The 16,685-nt window shown below is 58.2% G+C and carries 13 protein-coding genes and 1 tRNA gene; 8 read left to right on the forward strand and 6 right to left on the reverse strand.

Annotated elements, in window-relative coordinates; translation table 11 throughout:
* Positions 1-243 precede the first annotated feature (243 nt).
* Positions 244-333 (forward strand) — tRNA-Ser (locus ACFOOP_RS14580).
* A 163-nt stretch (positions 334-496) separates the two neighbouring features.
* Here the strand turns inward: ACFOOP_RS14580 and ACFOOP_RS14585 are convergent.
* From ACFOOP_RS14585 to ACFOOP_RS14595, 3 genes are all read right to left on the reverse strand, one after another.
* On the reverse strand, positions 497-3,064 hold the full coding sequence (locus tag ACFOOP_RS14585; protein WP_379881847.1) for a TonB-dependent receptor: 2,568 nt from the start codon (positions 3,062-3,064) through the stop codon (positions 497-499).
* A 285-nt stretch (positions 3,065-3,349) separates the two neighbouring features.
* The gene (gene amaB / locus ACFOOP_RS14590) at positions 3,350-4,837 is read right to left on the reverse strand and encodes an L-piperidine-6-carboxylate dehydrogenase (RefSeq protein WP_379881848.1); all 1,488 of its coding nucleotides are present in this window, start codon (positions 4,835-4,837) and stop codon (positions 3,350-3,352) included.
* A gap of 25 nt (positions 4,838-4,862) precedes the next feature.
* Positions 4,863-5,612 carry a VIT1/CCC1 transporter family protein gene (locus ACFOOP_RS14595; protein WP_379881849.1) on the reverse strand — a complete coding sequence of 250 codons (750 nt, stop codon included), beginning with the start codon at positions 5,610-5,612 and terminating at the stop codon, positions 4,863-4,865.
* A gap of 154 nt (positions 5,613-5,766) precedes the next feature.
* Between ACFOOP_RS14595 and ACFOOP_RS14600 the strand changes: the two genes are divergently transcribed.
* Together ACFOOP_RS14600 and ACFOOP_RS14605 are read left to right on the forward strand one after the other, a co-directional pair.
* Positions 5,767-6,714: an isopenicillin N synthase family dioxygenase gene (locus ACFOOP_RS14600; protein WP_379881850.1), complete on the forward strand. Its 948-nt coding sequence runs from the start codon at positions 5,767-5,769 to the stop codon at positions 6,712-6,714.
* Positions 6,711-7,220: a GNAT family N-acetyltransferase gene (locus ACFOOP_RS14605; RefSeq protein ID WP_379881851.1), complete on the forward strand. Its 510-nt coding sequence runs from the start codon at positions 6,711-6,713 to the stop codon at positions 7,218-7,220. Before ACFOOP_RS14600 ends, ACFOOP_RS14605 begins: the two co-directional genes overlap by 4 nt.
* Here ACFOOP_RS14605 and ACFOOP_RS14610 read toward each other — a convergent pair.
* Positions 7,217-9,772 carry a zinc-dependent metalloprotease gene (locus ACFOOP_RS14610; RefSeq protein WP_379881852.1) on the reverse strand — a complete coding sequence of 852 codons (2,556 nt, stop codon included), beginning with the start codon at positions 9,770-9,772 and terminating at the stop codon, positions 7,217-7,219. The genes ACFOOP_RS14605 and ACFOOP_RS14610 overlap by 4 nt on opposite strands.
* A gap of 143 nt (positions 9,773-9,915) precedes the next feature.
* On the opposite strand from ACFOOP_RS14610, the gene ACFOOP_RS14615 reads away from it, so the two are divergent.
* The 4 genes from ACFOOP_RS14615 (at position 9,916) to ACFOOP_RS14630 (ending at position 13,619) form a co-directional block, all read left to right on the forward strand.
* The gene (locus ACFOOP_RS14615; RefSeq protein WP_379881853.1) at positions 9,916-10,758 is read left to right on the forward strand and encodes an AAA family ATPase; all 843 of its coding nucleotides are present in this window, start codon (positions 9,916-9,918) and stop codon (positions 10,756-10,758) included.
* Positions 10,759-10,761: 3 nt separating this feature from the next.
* Entirely contained in the window at positions 10,762-11,619 is an 858-nt protein-coding gene (locus ACFOOP_RS14620; protein WP_379881854.1) for an alpha/beta fold hydrolase, read from the forward strand.
* Between the two features lie 75 nt (positions 11,620-11,694).
* A complete protein-coding gene (locus ACFOOP_RS14625; RefSeq protein WP_379881855.1) occupies positions 11,695-12,669 on the forward strand; it encodes an SDH family Clp fold serine proteinase in 975 nt (324 codons plus the stop codon).
* Positions 12,670-12,707: 38 nt separating this feature from the next.
* Positions 12,708-13,619, forward strand: a complete 912-nt coding sequence (locus tag ACFOOP_RS14630; RefSeq protein WP_379881856.1) for a hypothetical protein — start codon at positions 12,708-12,710, stop codon at positions 13,617-13,619.
* A 13-nt stretch (positions 13,620-13,632) separates the two neighbouring features.
* Here ACFOOP_RS14630 and ACFOOP_RS14635 read toward each other — a convergent pair whose 3' ends face one another.
* Together ACFOOP_RS14635 and ACFOOP_RS14640 are read right to left on the reverse strand one after the other, a co-directional pair.
* Positions 13,633-15,003 carry a Y-family DNA polymerase gene (locus tag ACFOOP_RS14635; protein ID WP_379881857.1) on the reverse strand — a complete coding sequence of 457 codons (1,371 nt, stop codon included), beginning with the start codon at positions 15,001-15,003 and terminating at the stop codon, positions 13,633-13,635.
* A 58-nt stretch (positions 15,004-15,061) separates the two neighbouring features.
* Positions 15,062-15,877, reverse strand: a complete 816-nt coding sequence (locus ACFOOP_RS14640) for a hypothetical protein (protein ID WP_379881858.1) — start codon at positions 15,875-15,877, stop codon at positions 15,062-15,064.
* Between the two features lie 77 nt (positions 15,878-15,954).
* Between ACFOOP_RS14640 and ACFOOP_RS14645 the strand changes: the two genes are divergently transcribed.
* Positions 15,955-16,617 (forward strand): Fe2+-dependent dioxygenase, encoded by a 663-nt coding sequence (locus tag ACFOOP_RS14645; protein ID WP_379881859.1) that lies wholly within the window; start codon positions 15,955-15,957, stop codon positions 16,615-16,617.
* The last annotated feature ends 68 nt before the right edge of the window (positions 16,618-16,685 follow it).

The raw sequence follows: 16,685 nt of genomic DNA on the forward strand, positions 1-16,685 counted from the left end.
TTACGGTTGCGGGATCGCGCCGCGGAAAGCGTCTCTGGATTAGTCCGCGAGGGTTAACACCTTATTAACCATGCTTGACGGTCCTTTGTCACTTCAGTGGAAAGTAGCGCCCTCTCCCGCCCGGACGGAACGTCACCATAGCCGCCCGAGGCGGCGGTGTTCGGTTTCGCCATCACCTCCTTGAATGCCGAACGCTTAGTTGCATCGGCCCGTGTGGCAATGTAGACAGCAGCCGCTGCTCTCGGAGGGGTGGCAGAGTGGTCGATTGCGACGGTCTTGAAAACCGTTGAGCGTGCAAGCGTTCCGTGGGTTCGAATCCCACCCCCTCCGCCAGCGCTGTTCTCATCTTACGTTGTTTATGTGAGACGCAGCTTCAGGCCGCCCCCTGATTTGAATCTTTCTCCACTCAAAATCCGGGCAAAGAAAAACGCTGCGCCGAAAACGACGCAGCGTTTGGAGGGAAAATCGGGCGGCGCTTCGCGCCGCTCGACAGTCGTTAGAAATTACGCTTGAGCGTAAGCGCAAAGGTGCGCGGCTTGCCCGGCGAACCATAGACATGGCCTACGGAAATAACATCGTTCACTTTCGTGCCGAGATAATATTTGTCGAAGAGGTTCTGGATTTCGAAGGCAATACCCCAGTCACCATCTTCAGAGTTCCAGCTGACGCGGGCGTTGCCGAGGAAATACCCCTCGATCAGGTTATCGGCAACAAGCGTTGGGATTGGACCGCCGCCGCCCGGAAGGCCGATACCCTGCAATCCATCGGGTAGATTGGGATCGTTAGGATCAACATCGTTCGGGACCAAAAGTTCGCGTACGTTCCCTGCTTCCGTGAAGATTTCCGACTGGTAGGAGCCGTCAAACCGGAAGGACAACTCGCCGCCCAGCACATTTTCAATGTCGTACTGAACGCCAATGCTGTACTGCCACTCAGGTGTATAGGGTGTGATATCGCCGAGCGCGACGCCAGTGCCAGCTGTTGCATCAATCTCCTTATACTGGAAATCGAGATAGCTGAGCGACGCGTCGATGCTGAGATTCTCTACAGGGTAGAAGAACGCTTCAGCCTCGAAGCCTTTCACCTTCGCCGAACCAACGTTGCTTGGACGCAGGCATGGCGCCTGCTGGCCCACAGGAAGATCCGCGCAGAAGGTCGAGTTCAGAACGATGTCATTATACGGGAAGTAGAACCCTGCGAGGTTCAACCGCAATCTGTCATCAAGGAGATCCGACTTGAAGCCAATCTCATATGAGGTGATCGTTTCCGGAATGTGCGGCGTCGCCTGGCTCGGGAAGAACGGGCGAGCATTGAAGCCGCCGGCGCGATAGCCGGTTGCAACCTGACCGTAAACCATGAGCGCATCGGAGAAGCGATAATCAAGGGCGACACGCCAGTCGAGTTGGTCGTTCTTGAAGGTCGCCGTCGTGCCGTCCACCCCGAAGAGGAGGCAGTTCGGCTGGTTGCCAATAGCGACCGGGCTGATCGGAGGGGTGATCGGCGCGGCGCTTGTGAAGAGGTTGCAAGGCCCCTGAACCGGTGTGAGGTCCGGATTTCTGCGGCGGTACAGGTAGTCTTTCTTGTCCCAGGATTCGCGAACGCCGCCTGTGAGGTGGAAGTCCTCGGTGAAGTTAAGCGTGACGTTGGCGAACACGGCCTTGTTGTTAGACGGTGTCGGATCAGGGCCGTGAATAAAGTCAAGTTCCGCATAGGGAATGTCGATGCGGCCAGTATAGAAGCTCTTCGTGTCAAAGAAGAAGCCGCCAACCGTGAAGTCGGCAAAGCCGTCGCCGAGCGTGCCGTTCAGGCGAATTTCCTGACTCCACTGCTCGTTGCTCTGGGTCTGGTTGAGAAGGTTCGGCGCCAGCGGCGAGCCGTCGACGTCATAAGACCAGTCTGTCTTGTATTTGCGATAGGAAGTGACTGAGAACAAAGAGAGCGTGTCGCTCAGTTTGATGTCCATCGTCAGCGCAGCGCCGTAATTGTCCATATCCCGATGGGGATCGAGCACCAGCGGTTTATAAGGCGACTGAGAATCGCCGGGATAAAGGTCTGAGAATGTCGCATAGCTGATGTAACGACCATCATATTCTGTCTGAGTATCACAGCTATTTACGCCATAAGGCACGAACTGACAGTTATAGGGAATGGCCATGCCGTCTGTGCCGCGCAGCCATGGCCGGCTTGGGTCATTGTTGTAAGCGCCGTCCGCGTTTGCATAGAGAAGTGTCGAAACGCCGGCGTCGTTACGCTCGCGCGTGTAATCGCCGCTCAAATTGATATCGACACTGTCATTTGGCTGCCATCGCAAAGCAACCTTGCCGCCCGCCATGGCAACGCCGCCATCGCGGCCGAGAACAGGATCCTGGCCAGTTGACTGAGTCGGCACATTGGTGCCCGGGTGGGTCAGTGCGTAATCGAGACGCTTGATATAGCCTGTTTCGTTCTTGCTGACGCCAGAAACGCGCATGGCCAGCGTTTCAGTGATCGGAAGATCATAGATGCCGCGGATATCAATCCGGTCATACGATCCATAGGTTAACTGGAACGAGCCGGAATTGTCGCCTTTCGGTTTGACCGAATACATTTTGATCGCGCCGCCGATGGAGTTCCGGCCAGCCAGCGTTCCCTGCGGTCCACGCAGCACTTCAACCCGATCCACATCCATAAGGTCGAGAAGAGAACCGGTAAGAGTCGGCAGATAGACGTCGTCAATGTAAATGCCGACGCCTGGTTCGACCGCGAAGTTCGGGTCGTTCTGCCCAATGCCGCGAATGTAGGCGATCATCGCGGACCCATATTCCTGGTTTTGAGCCGCGAGAGTCACGTTTGGCGCCTGACGGGCGATTTGAGAAAGCTCCGTCTGGCTGCGCCGCTCGAGCATGTCGCCTGTGACAGCCGTGATGGCGAGTGGCGCATCCTGAAGATTTTGTTCGCGGAACTGCGCCGTGACGACAATTTCGTCAGTTTGCGCGAGCGCTGCGGTTTCTGCGACGCTTGTAAGCGCTGCAAGCGACACGCCGGCGCGCGCAAAGGTTCTTATAGCCGTTTTGCGACTGTTCATCCGTTACCTCCCATGAACTCTGCAATGTGAATCGGTTTTTATTTTTTTTCAGCGATAACATAAATCGCCATAATCAAACGTATAATTTCGAGCTTTATTGCTAATACCTGTCATGTTGTTGCAGTCTGGCAACGACAGGATCGCAATAACGGTATGAGGATTAGTGCTGACAGATTATGCTATTACTTGGAATAACAGTTTTAGCTATCCGCTCGTCAACCAGTGAGCGCTTCAGGAACTGATTGATTTGCCACTAGCTCTGTAAAGCACAACCGCGGCAGGCGGTTATATGTCAAACTTGACGCCTTGAGCGAGCGGCAGCGCGGTTGAGTAATTAACAGTTTGTGTCTGCCGCCGCATATAGGCTTTCCAAGCGTCCGATCCGCTTTCACGCCCGCCTCCGGTTTCCTTTTCGCCGCCAAAGGCGCCGCCGATTTCAGCGCCTGAAGGCCCTATATTCACATTGGCGATGCCGCAGTCTGAACCGGTCGCGGATAGAAATTGCTCCGCCTCCAATACATCCCGTGTAAAGATGCAGGATGACAGTCCTTGAGGAACCGAATTTTGCAATGCAATAGCTTCGTTTAGCTCGTCATAGCGCATGACATATAAAACAGGCGCGAAGGTTTCTTCGAGAACAATGCCGTCATGCTCGTCCACTTCCACGATCGCCGGGCGCACATACCAGCCCTTGTCTCCAATATGCTCCCCGCCGGTGATGGCGGCGCCCTGAGCTTTTGCGCGGTCGAGGGCATAATGCATCCGGTCAAGCGCGGCTTTATCGATTAGCGGACCGACAAGGACGCCTTCCTGCAAGGGATCTCCTACAGGCAAGGAGGCGTAAGCGGCTTTAAGGCGCGACACGAATGAGTCGTAAATACTCTCATGGACAAACAATCGCCGCAGGCTTGTGCAGCGCTGGCCGGCGGTTCCCGCCGCCGCAAAACAAACAGCGCGTAACGAAAGATCAAGATCAGCGCTTGGCGCCACAATGCCGGCGTTATTGCCGCCAAGCTCGAGCAAGACACGCCCGAACCTTTTGGCGACACGCGGCCCCACTTCCCGGCCCATCCGCGTTGAACCAGTGGCGGAAATCAGCGCGACACGCGGATCATCGACCATTTGTTCGCCGGCGGCGCGCTCGCCGATAATGACCTGGCTTAGATGCTGCGGCGCGTCGGCGAAACGTGAAGCGGCGCGTTCAAACAGGGATTGCACCGCGAGCGCCGTCAACGGCGTTTTCTCGGATGGTTTCCAAATACAAGTGTCGCCGCAGATCAAGGCGAGCGCTGCGTTCCACGACCAGACCGCGACGGGAAAATTAAAGGCCGAGATGATCCCGACCGGTCCCAACGGATGCCAGCTTTCGCGCATGTGATGGCCCGGCCGCTCAGAGGCGATGGTGAGCCCGTATAGCTGGCGTGAAAGGCCGACGGCGAAATCGCAGATATCGATCATTTCCTGCACCTCGCCGAGCCCCTCGGAAAGAAGTTTGCCGCACTCGATTGTCACAAGCTGGCCGAGATCGTCTTTATGCTTGCGAAGCTCGTCTCCGAAGAGGCGGACCAGTTCGCCCCGCCTCGGCGCCGGCGTCGACCGCCATTCAAGAAAGGCGTCATGGGCAAGGGCGATCTTCTCATCGATCACTGACTGATCGTCCGGAGCGACTTGCGCGAGTTCCGACCCATCGATTGGCGTTGTGACGGAAAGCGGTCCGCGCGTGTAATAGCGCTCTTCGACGCCAAGGCGGCTCATCAGATCGGAAATGTCCATGGAGTTTCTCCTTTTCCGGAGCGTCCTACACCCCGACCCAGCCTTTCAGCAACGCCCCGACTGCATAGGCGAAGCCGGCCGCCGTCATGCCAATCACAAAGGTTTCAAGCGCGGAGGTCCACCAGCGCGCGGTTGACCATTTCGACTTCATGGCGCCAATGCCAAAGAAAACCGCGCCAGTCATGATGACTGCGCTCAACAAAGCGTTTGAACCGGCGCCAAAGACAAATGGCAAAAGCGGCACGGCGCCGCAAATCAGGAAGGCTGCGAAGGTCGCCGCCCCGGCGCGCAAGGGCGAGCGGTTGGACTTCGGGGCGCCGTATTCTTCCTCGACCATCACCTCGATCCACCGTTCCTGATGTGAGGTGATGATCTCTACCGCGCGTGTGAGGTCTTCCCCTTCGAAACCTTTTGCAGCAAAAATCTGTCGGATTTCTTCGCGTTCCCCTTCTGGCGACAAGTCGATATGGCGAAGCTCGGTTTCCCGGAGGCGACGGTAGTCGTCGCGCTCCGCCTTGACGCCGGAATAGTTTCCGGCCGCCATGGAAAACCCGTCCGCGAAGAGATTGGCAACGCCAAGGATCAAAATGATGGTCGTGGAAAGTTCGGCGCCGGCGACGCCTGCGACAACTGCGAATGTCGTGACGGCGCCGTCTATGCCGCCGAGCACCCAATCGCGCAGATAACTGCTTTGCGGCCCCTTCTCCAGGCGCGCTGCGATGTCCTGCGGATCATGGCTATGCTCAATGTCAGGGTCGCGGGGCGTGGCGCTCATGGCTGCTTTATGGCTTGCGCTGCAAAACTGGGTCAATCAGCAAATTCGCCACGCTTTATAAGCTGGCTTTGATGCGCTCTTTTACGCCATTGCGCCCTAGGCTTGCGGGGCGTAAACCGCAAAAAGCATGACATTTTTCGCGAGAGGATCCGCCATGGCCCGTAAATATGACCGCGTGCCGGAGCTTAGTCTCAAAGCTTATACGGATGGAGATTTAACGGCTCGGCGTGAATTCGAGGAAGCCCTCTATGAAGGGTTCAAATATTTCGGATTCATCATCTTGAAAGACCACAAGGTCAGCCGCGATCTTCTTCAGCGCGCCTATGACAAGAGCGCCGAGTTTTTCGCCCTGCCTGAAAACTATAAAATGGACTTCTTCCGCAAGGACGGACAGCGCGGATACACGCCGTTCGGACGCGAACACGCCAAGGATTCAGATCACCCTGACCTGAAGGAATTCTGGCATGTAGGACGGGAATTTGAAGCGGGCTCCGCACTTGAAAAGATCTATCCCGCCAATATGTGGCCCGAAAAGCCGGAAGGTTTTCGCCAGACCTTCATTGAACTCTACGATGCGCTGGAAGACGCAGGGCTTGCAATGCTTGAAGCCTTAGCGCCGTCTCTCGATGTGCCGCGGGACTTTTTCCGTAAAATGGCGACGGACGGAAATTCAATCCTGCGCCTCCTCCACTATCCGCCCGTTCCCGAAGGCGCCGACCCGGGTTCTATTCGCGCCGCCGCTCATGAAGACATTAATCTCATCACCATTCTTGTCGCGGCGAATGGCGCTGGCCTTCAGTTGCTTGACCGCGATGGCAAATGGCTCCCGGTAGACACCGATCCTGACAATCTCATTGTTGACGCCGGGGATATGCTGGCGCGTGTCTGCAATGATGTCATTCCGGCAACAACTCACCGGGTGATCAACCCTGAAGGCAGTGTAAATGAGTCCCGCTACTCGATGCCGTTTTTCATGCACCCCCATTCCGACGCGCTTCTTTCATGTCTCGATAGCTGCAAAGGCGATGGCGCCAAATATAAAGACATCACAGCGCATGAGTTCCTGACGCAGCGGCTTCGGGAAATCGGCCTCGCTGAATGACTGTAACGATCCGGCGCGCTTCGCATGATGATGTGCCGGTCATGCAGGCGCTGGAACATGACGCCGCGCAAGCGTTCCGCGCGGTGGGGTATGATTTCTGCGCAGACGGTCCCGTGCGCACTATAGAAGAGCATGAACGCGGCCTTCGGGATGGCGCGACCTTCATTGCAGAGATCGGCGGAGACACGGCCGGCTTCATCATGATGTGGTCCGTTGACGGCCATGCACATATTACCGAAGTCTCGGTTGCAGAACGCTTTCAGAAACGTGGAATTGGCCTCGCGCTTATAAATGCAGGCGAAGATTGGGCGCGGGGCCAGGGTTTCTCCGCCGTCACGCTGACAACCTTTCGCGATGTCTCGTGGAATGCGCCGTTCTATAGCTCTCTTGGCTATGACGCGTTTTCGCCAGGCGACGATGAAAGCGATCTCCTTGCCGTCCAGATCGAAGAGGCAGGTTCCGGTTACGCCGCCAAGCCGCGCATCACTATGAAGAAAGTCCTTTAATCCTGTAGGCTGTCGCAGTGCCAGCAAGTTTCCATCATGCCGGCGCCGCCGCCAATTGGGCTTCCCGGCGGAATCTCGGCGTCAGGTGAGGAAGCGGCGACTGCCGTCGCCGGACGATCCAGATGCGTTTCGATGCGATCGCGCAGCCAGTTATTGTGTTCGCGCGCATTCGTTGAATTGAACAGCGACGGTCCGAGCCTGTTTGCGATGGCGCGCAATTTCGCTTCTGCTTGCGCCCGAACCGACGCCGCTGCGTTTTCATCAAGCGAAAGCTCGATCAGGGTGGATACGAACCGGTCTTGCATGACATTGGCGATCGCCTGTTCCCCTGCTTCAGTCGCCGCAAACACTTGCGCGTCGATAGCGTTCAGGACATCGCCAAATCCCAGCGCGGAAGCGTTACGGCGGTGTTGTTCTTCAAGCCGGGCCGCCCGAGCCGGATGCAAGAGTGCGTCGAGCGTGATGCTGGCCGCCGCATCGGCGGCGCTCATCAGATCGAACATAGGATGCGTATCGGTCTCGAAGACTTCACCGCCATTATCGCCATTAAATGCGCCCATTGGCGGCGTCATCTGGTCGAGAATGGAGTCCGGCAGGACAAGGGCCGAAGGATCGAGGGTTTCCATGAGGGCGGAAAGCGCATCGCGTTGTTTATCGTCAGCGACAACCGAGCCCTTCGCAAGCGAGTCACCTTTTGTCTTGTAGGTGAAGTTATAGCCGCCGACGAGTTTCGCCGCAGCCGCTGTCTGGTACCGGTGGTAAAGATAGATTGGCACAATCACTTCACGCAACTTGGCCATTGGCGCGCCTTGCGCAATCGCTTGTTCGCCAAAGTTCGACAACGCGACTGCGCGGACCGCCATCACATGGCGCAAGGACTGGACGGGATCGCCGCCATTGTCCCAGACGCTGCCGTAAGGATTGCCGGTGCCGACAGAGCGGCCTTCGCTGTCTGCGACAAAGCGCAAACCGGAGGCGTAACCATCCGCCAGAATTTTGTTGAGCGCAGCCGCTTCGTCGGCGCCGGGCGCGAATTCGGCGTAAAGCCAGGTCGCGGCGACTTTGTCCCACTCGCCAATGTCGGTGTCATAGGCTTCGCTGAAATCGAGCGCGCCGTCAGCGCCGACGGTAACTAGCGGCGCCGGATAATCCATGACGGAGCCGCGATCATTGGTGGAGGCGGCGAAATTGTGCGCAAAGCCGAGCGCGTGACCAACTTCATGGGCGGCGAGCTGGCGAATGCGCGACAGCGCGATCTCGACAGGATCGTCGGCGCCGCCCTTTCCGGAGTTCTGGGCGCCGGCGAGGCCTTCGAAGATCATGCGATCCTGACGCACGCGCTGGCTGCCGAGGATGACGCTGCCTTTGATCATCTCACCCGTGCGTGGATCGGAGACGCCGCCGCCATAGGACCAGCCACGGGTCTGCCGGTGTGTCCACGAAATAATATTATACCGGATATCGCGGGGATGAGCGCCTTCGGGCAAAGGCTCGACCCGGTAGGCGTCTTCGAACCCCGCGGCTTCAAAAGCCTGCGCCCACCACGATGCCCCTTCGATCAGCGCGTCACGTATCTGCGGCGGCGCGCCTGCGTCGACATAAAAGACAATCGGCTCTTTCGCCGGACTTGATGCGGCGTTCGGGTCTTGCTTTTCGAGGCGGAACCTGCGCGCCACGGATTGTTGGATCTGTGCTTCGAGCGGCGCGGAGAAATCGTAAAACGGAACATCAATCGCGCCTGAACGCACGTCAAAAGCGCGCGGTGCATAGCCGTCATCCGGCAGGCGTACGAGAGAATGGTGCTGCACCATGGTGATGGCGCGCCCATCAGCCGCCGTCGCGCGGACTTCCTCGCCTGGCTTGTCGCTGACCAGGGTGACGTAAGCGTCAAACTCCACATTGTCCGGAAACGCCATGGCGTTGGCGGCGTCTGGAAATGTTCTGTCCGCAGCGACAGAAAACGATCCGCCTTTGGGATGGTCTTTGAGCGCAGCAACGACGCCAAGGGAATCTTGAGTGAGAAAGCTGGAGATATCGACAAGGCTCTCACCATTCGGCCCCGTGGCGCTAACCTCGCCCGACCACAGGAACGACCGCGCGAATGACTCGCGCACAGCCTTTTGCTCCAGCGGGTTGTCAGTGGTGGCGCGATAGGTCCAGTTTTCCTGCTCCGCAATCAACTTGTCGCCAATGCGCCGAAAGGCGATCAGCGAGCCGCCATCAAAAAGGCCGCGGTCCAGTCCCACAGGGTTTGAGCCGAGCCCGGACGTCAGGCCCGCAGCATGAATGGCGCGCAAGGAAACGCCGTCCGCATCCGCTGGCGGGAAGACCGCAAAAACCTTGCCGCCCTTTTCATCGGCGAACAGGGTCAAAAATCCGTCCTTGCGTGTGAAATCCTTGACGCTGTCATCCACCCAGACATTTTCGGGAGCGGATGCGGCTTGCCGGTCTCCTTCCTCACTGCGCTCCGAAACAGGCGTTGTTTCGCCATTGTCGCGCGCGCAGGCGGAAACGAACAAGAGAGATGCAAGAGACAGAAGGATAAGGCGCATGAAGGTTCCTTTCGGGGTGCGTCTGGGAAGCTGCCGGATTTTTCGACGAAATGCAAAATTGAATTTTCACCGCTGCATCAAGCGATTGCTTCGGGCTCTTACGCCCTTATAGTTGCGGTTCAGGCCATAAAGAGAGCGTTTTTGTGAAGTTTACCGGCACCAAGGATTACGTCGCCACCGAAGACCTTAAAGTCGCCGTCAATGCGGCTGTAACACTGGAGCGCCCCCTGCTCGTCAAGGGTGAACCCGGGACCGGGAAGACAGTGCTTGCGATTGAAGTGGCCAAGTCGCTCGGGGCGCCGCTCCTCGAATGGCACATCAAGTCCACCACTAAAGCGCATCAGGGTCTTTACGAATATGACGCTGTCGCGCGGCTGCGCGATGGTCAGCTTGGCGAAGAACGCGCCCGCGATGTGAAAAACTACATCAAGCGCGGCAAATTGTGGGAGGCGTTCACCGCCGAACAACGCCCGGTTCTTCTTATCGACGAAATCGACAAGGCTGATATCGAGTTTCCCAACGATCTCCTTCAGGAGCTCGATCGCATGGAATTCTATGTCTACGAGACCGGCGAAACCGTAAAGGCGAAACAGCGGCCGATTGTCATCATTACATCGAACAATGAAAAAGAATTGCCGGACGCGTTTTTGCGCCGCTGCTTTTTCCATTACATAAAATTTCCCGACGCCGACGTTATGGCGCAGATCGTGGATGTGCATTTCCCTGGTATCAAGAAACGCCTTGTCGCTGACGCCATGAAAGTCTTTTATGAAATTCGCGACGTGCCGGGTCTCAAGAAAAAACCATCGACATCGGAACTGCTGGACTGGCTTAAGCTGTTAATGGCTGAAGACCTGCCCGAAGAAATTCTTTCCGAGCGCGATCCCCGTAAAGCAATTCCGCCGCTGCACGGGGCGCTTCTGAAAAACGAACAAGACGTGCATCTGTTCGAGCGGCTGGCGTTTCTGGCGCGGCGTGAGGGATAAGCAATGCGCGCGGAAACGCATCGCATTTCCGCAAACGGCCTCTCCCATTTTGTGCGTGATAGCGGAGCGGAAGACGCCCCCGCCGCCCTGCTCCTTCACGGCTTTCCTGACTCCTCCGTCGTGTGGACAAAAGTAACGCCTCTTCTCGTCAATGCCGGTTATCGCGTCATCACGCCTGACCTTCGCGGGTTTGGTGACACCGACATGGCCGCCTCTGTCGCCGATTACGACATTCAAACCGGTGCCTTCAAGGATGTGCTGGCGATCATGGATGCGCTGAAGATCGATGTTGCGCATATCGCGGGCCACGATTTCGGGGCGCCGGTCGCCTGGATGCTGGCGGCGCAACGCCCCGAACGGTTTAAGACGTTAACCGCAATATCCGTCGGTCATACGCGGGCTTTTCTGAAAGCCGGATGGGAGCAGAAATGGCGCAGCACATATATTCTCTTTCATCAATTCCGGGGCGTTTGCGAAGCCGCTTATCGCGCAAATGATTGGGCGCTTTTGCGCAAACACTGGTCGGCCCATGGCGACATAGAAGAGGCGATCCGTCTGCTCTCACGCTCTGGCCGCCTCACCGCCGGGCTCAATTGGTATCGCGCGAATATCTCCATCGGGCGGATATTGCGGCCGCCGCCGCCCGGAACGTTTGGTGAGGAAATTGTACGCATTCCAACTCTCGGCATTTGGAGCGACGGCGAGGCTTACCTTACCGAGGCGCAGATGATGAAGTCGAAAGACTATGTGGATGCGCCCTGGCGATATGAACGGATGAAAGACGCCAGCCACTGGATTTCCTATGACGCGCCGGAAGCGCTGGCACGGGTCATGATCTCGCACTGGCGAAATCACCCTTAGGCCGGGCGGCCTTTCCTCCCCTCCAAAAAGCACATAAGCTCTTGGGACTTGTGGTGCGTAGAGGGGTATCGGGGCATGGAAGCGTTATTCGGCGCGTTGCCGATCTTATTGATTTTATTATTTATTTTCGCGCGCAACATCGCCAATCAGCAGCGCCACGCAGAACTCGTCAAGAAATTCACCAAAATTCAGAAGAGACGCAAAAGCCGGGTGATCGCCATCGTTCACCGGCAGGAGCCCATGGGCCTCCTTGGCATTCCCATGCTGCGCTATATCGATCTCAATGACGCTGAAGACGTTCTTGAAGCGATCCGCAAGACGCCGCCGAACAAGCCTCTTGAGTTCATTCTTCACACGCCCGGGGGGCTTGTTTTGCCGGCGGTGCAGATCGCGCGCGCCATCAAGGCGCATCCCGGCAAAAAAACCGTTTTCGTTCCCCATTACGCCATGTCGGGAGGCACGCTGATCGCGCTTGCCGCCGACGAGGTCGTCCTGAGCGACCATGCGGTGCTCGGCCCCATCGACCCGCAGATCGGCGGCCTGCCCGCCGCGTCGGTCGTGCGCGTCGCCAGCGAAAAGCCTATTCAGAATACGGAGGATTACACCCTGGTGCTGGCGGATGTCGGCGCCATGGCGATCAACCAGCTTCAAAAGATCGCCCGCGAATTGCTGACGGGCACCGTTTCCGAAAACGCGGCGATCTCTATTTCAGAGCAATTGTCATCGGGCCGCTGGACCCATGATTATCCGATCGCTTATGGCGAAGCAAAAGAACTGGGGCTTAATGTTTCGCGCGACATGCCCAAAGAAATCATGGAGCTGATGGGGCTTTTCCCCGACACCCTGCGCCGCACCAAAAGCGTTCGTTATCTCGAAGACGAACCGGTGGAGCATGCAAACGTAGACAACCGCGTCACCTTAACCGGCTACCAGCCGCAGCCTGGCGCACGCAGCTTCAGCTACGGGCCATGGAATCCGAAAGAACTGAGAGGCCGCGCTGCGGCCCATGAAGCAAAACGCAAACCCTTCTGGCGCCGCGGCGAAGACTGACGCTCCGCCTCTTCATCCAATCCCACAGGAACACGCAGATGTATCAGTATAAATTCACTGGCCTCGCCCTATGTCTTCTGGGCGCCGCCTGCGCCAGCACGCCGCAAACGGCCCAACGCCCTGACGTCGTCAATCCGTATGACTATTATGCGTTTGACCGGCTCTCGCGCATTGAAGTCGCCGAAAAGCTGTCCATCAAATCTGCGTCGCTGGAAGAGAATACGGCTGTTCTCTCCGCATCGGCGGATGAGCGCATGCAGGTCCATGAACGGGCCGTCACCGGCGACAAGAGTGACAGCGACCGACTGAACAACAAGGTGCTGTCCGGCGGCGGCCAGTCTTACTACGTTCAGGCGCAAAACAGTTTCGAACAGGATGGCTGGGCGATCGAAGGCGATCGCCTGAGACACATCGAAAGCGGGCTCTTATGTCCGTCCGGCATCTCGCTTGGAGAAGAAGGCCGCGCTTTTGAGCTGGAGCGCGTGATCGAATTTTCAGAAACCGGGCGTGACGTTGCCTGTCATTACAGCGCGCCTGATAATGGCGACGGGATCACCGCCTATGCGAGTTACTGGCCAGAGGTGGAGCTTGAAGCCCATGCAGTCGCTGCGGCGCAGACGATCATTCAAAATTACCCGGTGCAGTCCCAGGTGACGTTGCCCGTCGTTGAAGTCAGTGCGGGCGACGTCGATCCGGCGATCGCGGAAATCCTTGAGGGGATCGAAGAACCCCTCGCCGGCGGATTTGAAATCGGCGCCATCAACGGAACGGCCTACCGCACCTCGCTCTGGATTGTGAAAACCCATGGCTGGCATGTGAAGCTGCGTGCAACCTATGGCTCCGATGATCAGGAATCTGAGCTTTTATCCGCCATTCATTTCATGACGTCTCATCTTGCGGTGCGCGCGAAAAATATAGCAGAGCCGACCATGCCGGGCGCCGAAGTTTAACACAAAAAGCGGCCTAATAGAGAAACTCGGCTTCTTCCGGCACGCGGGAGAAAGCGATTTTGACGCCGAGATAGTTGAGGGCGAGGCCTGACTGGCTGGCGAGCGAGATATGCCGTTTGCGCGGGCCGTGTTGCGCAGCGGGCGCGCCAAGGCGCTGAAACTTTGCGTCGAGATCGGCGTTGATATCGTCTATCGCTTTCCAGAGGTCCGCCCGGCGCGCGTTCTTTTCAATCCCTTCAGGCTCCGCGAACAGCTCCATCTGTTCGAGCGCCGTTTCTCCGCATTCCGCCAGGCCATGAAGATAGACCGTGACGCCGCCAAGACGCGGCAAGGGCCCCTTTTGGCGCTGACGCGTGCAAAACTCCGACCACATTTCATCAAGCAGATTGAGAAACAGAAAGCTGTCCTGCGAATGTTTGAACCGCCTCGCCGATTGCCACCCGCCTTCCGGACGAATGCGCACCGAAAGGCTGACCGATGAGGCGTGCATTTTATAATGGCGAAGCCGGCTCGCGGCCTTAAGCAGCAGCGCCCGCGCCACAATGCGGGCCTTTTCCGGCGTTTCATGCTCGCGCGTGAGGACGCGGCTATGGCCGATCATGGATTTCTTTGTGGGCTCCTCCACGGTCTCAAACCCATGCAGTCCGTGCCAGAAGCGCTCGCCCATGACAGACCCCCAGATCGCCCGCGCCTGTTTTGGCTGCAGGCGCCAGAGCGCCATGAAGTTGTTGACATCAGCGCGGGCAAGACGCGCCGCGACGCCGGCGCCGATGCCAGGAATATCCGTAAGCGGAATATCCTCCAGCGCATGCGGAAGATCCTCCCGGCGCAGCACCGTCAGGCCATCGGGCTTCACTCGCTCCGCCGCGAGCTTGGCGAGCAGCCGCGTCGGCGCGATGCCGATAGAAGACCGCAGCGCCGGTCCGACATTCCGGGCGATCCCCTCCTTGATGCGCCGGGCGGTGTCCATGGCGCGCGCAGGGTCCCGCTCAGATCGCGACAGCCGAAACGCCGCTTCATCAACCGAGTAAACTTTTTCCAGCGGAATATGCCGCTCAATCTCCGCCATGAGTTGTTTATGCACGGCCACATAGCGGTCATGGCGTGCGGGCATGACCGCGATTCCCGGGCATAGCTTGCGCGCATCGGCGACTTTGGTGCCCCGTTTGATCCCGAAAGGTCGCGCTTCGTAACTCGCCGCAATCGCGCCCGTATGCTCCGAGGCGAGCGGCGTCACGATCACCGGCTTGCCCATCAGTTCGGGATGGTCGTGTTGTTCGACGCCGGCGAAATAGGCGTTGAAATCGATGAACAGACAGGACAGCGGCCTGTCCGCCGCCGGATCCGCGCCAGAAATTCCCGGTTTTTCCTGTCCAGACCGCATGAGAACAAATATAGAACATTTGTCTCGTCCTGTCTATCTCCGAATGGCGGTGGGTCGCTTACATAAGGCCGCGGGCCGCAAGCTCGATCCGGGCGGCGGCCCCATAGAGCGTCGACGGACGGCCTTCCGTCATGTCTGCGGTGAGGCCGTCAAAAGACGCGAGCGCCAGTTCGATCTGCTCGTGAGCGAGGCTGATGGCGTCCGTGGCGTTGACGTCTGTCGTCTCGATCCCGGCGACCATGTCGCGCGAGGCTACGAGAAAACCGTAGGCGTCCTGATATTCATGAGCGTTGCTGATGGCCCCGTCATCTTCAACGCCAATGTCGAATTCGTCTGCGGCGACGCGGATAATCTCTGAAACCGCGAGCAACATCACAGCAGGACCCGCGGCCGGCATGTGAGCGTTAAGGGCCTCGACAGCGTCACTATATTCGCTGTCAACCTCGCCACCCGCCGCCGCTGCGGAGACCAGCGCCGTCAACTCGTCCGCAAAGCCGGTTTGCCCGCGCGGACCGAATGCAGGGGCGATATCCATGTAAAGTTCGCTCTCCGGGTGCTTCACATGCATTCTCGCCATGTCCTGGGAGCCGCTTTGGTAGAGTTCGTAAAACGCGATCAGATGCCCGCGGACCAGTCCAAGCAGTTTCAGATAGGCGACATCGTCTGTCGCCGGATCGCCGCTGGCGGTCGCGCCTTCGCTTTCGCCTTCTGCGCCCGCTCCTTCGCCTTCAGCTTCTCCCGAGATTGTGGTGGAAAGGTCGACTTCGCCTTCGGCGCCCTCGCCTTCTCCCTCGCCGCCGCAGCCGGTCAGCGCCAATGCGCTCACCGCCGCTAGGGTCGATAAGCCGGTCATGAGTTTCATGCGTCGCGTCATATTGCGCCTCCCTAGGTCTTGCGGGCATGTATAGTGCACTCCACTGTAGATGCAAACGATTCTTAACTGGGGCCGCAATGCTGTTGCATATGGATCAGGTTTTGAGCGCCGAGGAATGCGACGCCATCGCCGAGGCGGCGGCGCTTCCGGCGCTCTGGCGGGACGGCAGGGAAACCGCCAAGGGCGAGGCCCGTGCGGTCAAAGAGAACCAGCAGGCGGATGGAGGCGCCCCGGCGATCAAGGGCGCCCTCTCGAAAATCGAGGCAACGCTCGGCGCTCATCCGGTATTCACCGCAGCGGCCCAGCCCGCCTCTTTCGTGCGCATGACCATCAACCGCTATGGCGAGGGCATGTCCTATGGCGAGCATGTGGACGCTCCTTACATTCACGGCCAACGGACGGACCTTTCCTTCACGCTCTTCCTGAACGGACCCGAAGAGTATGAAGGCGGCGCGCTTGTGATCGACAATGCCGGCCATGAAGACATAATTCGCGGCCCTAAAGGCAGCGTTGTTTTATACCCGTCGCGCTCGCTTCACCGGGTGGAGACCGTCACAGCCGGCGCCCGCCTCGCCTGTATCGGGTGGGTCAAAAGCCGAATTCGCGCAGCTGAGGACCGGGCGCTTTTATTCGAACTGGAGGTCGCGCTCGCCGATCTCAAAAAGACGGGAGCGCCGCTTTCCGTCTATAACCGGCTGATGAATGTGCGCAATAATCTCCTGCGACGGTTCGGTGAGTAAGCGCTGTGTCGAAATGGCGGGTTGCGGTGCGTCTTAAGATCATCTGCGGCGCCATGGGGCGCGCAACA

The organism is Hyphococcus aureus (assembly GCF_042643165.1).
In the GTDB taxonomy this organism is placed as follows: domain Bacteria; phylum Pseudomonadota; class Alphaproteobacteria; order Caulobacterales; family Parvularculaceae; genus Hyphococcus; species Hyphococcus aureus.

Excerpts from the sequence above, each read along its gene's own strand:
- ACFOOP_RS14595 (WP_379881849.1), bottom strand. The coding sequence starts at position 5,612 with ATGAGCGCCACGCCCCGCGACCCTGACATTGAGCATAGCCATGATCCG.
- amaB (WP_379881848.1), bottom strand. The coding sequence starts at position 4,837 with ATGGACATTTCCGATCTGATGAGCCGCCTTGGCGTCGAAGAGCGCTAT.
- ACFOOP_RS14605 (WP_379881851.1), top strand. The coding sequence starts at position 6,711 with ATGACTGTAACGATCCGGCGCGCTTCGCATGATGATGTGCCGGTCATG.
- ACFOOP_RS14610 (WP_379881852.1), bottom strand. The coding sequence starts at position 9,772 with ATGCGCCTTATCCTTCTGTCTCTTGCATCTCTCTTGTTCGTTTCCGCC.
- ACFOOP_RS14585 (WP_379881847.1), bottom strand. The coding sequence starts at position 3,064 with ATGAACAGTCGCAAAACGGCTATAAGAACCTTTGCGCGCGCCGGCGTG.
- ACFOOP_RS14600 (WP_379881850.1), top strand. The coding sequence starts at position 5,767 with ATGGCCCGTAAATATGACCGCGTGCCGGAGCTTAGTCTCAAAGCTTAT.
- ACFOOP_RS14630 (WP_379881856.1), top strand. The coding sequence starts at position 12,708 with ATGTATCAGTATAAATTCACTGGCCTCGCCCTATGTCTTCTGGGCGCC.
- ACFOOP_RS14645 (WP_379881859.1), top strand. The coding sequence starts at position 15,955 with ATGCTGTTGCATATGGATCAGGTTTTGAGCGCCGAGGAATGCGACGCC.
- ACFOOP_RS14640 (WP_379881858.1), bottom strand. The coding sequence starts at position 15,877 with ATGACGCGACGCATGAAACTCATGACCGGCTTATCGACCCTAGCGGCG.
- ACFOOP_RS14620 (WP_379881854.1), top strand. The coding sequence starts at position 10,762 with ATGCGCGCGGAAACGCATCGCATTTCCGCAAACGGCCTCTCCCATTTT.
- ACFOOP_RS14635 (WP_379881857.1), bottom strand. The coding sequence starts at position 15,003 with ATGCGGTCTGGACAGGAAAAACCGGGAATTTCTGGCGCGGATCCGGCG.
- ACFOOP_RS14625 (WP_379881855.1), top strand. The coding sequence starts at position 11,695 with ATGGAAGCGTTATTCGGCGCGTTGCCGATCTTATTGATTTTATTATTT.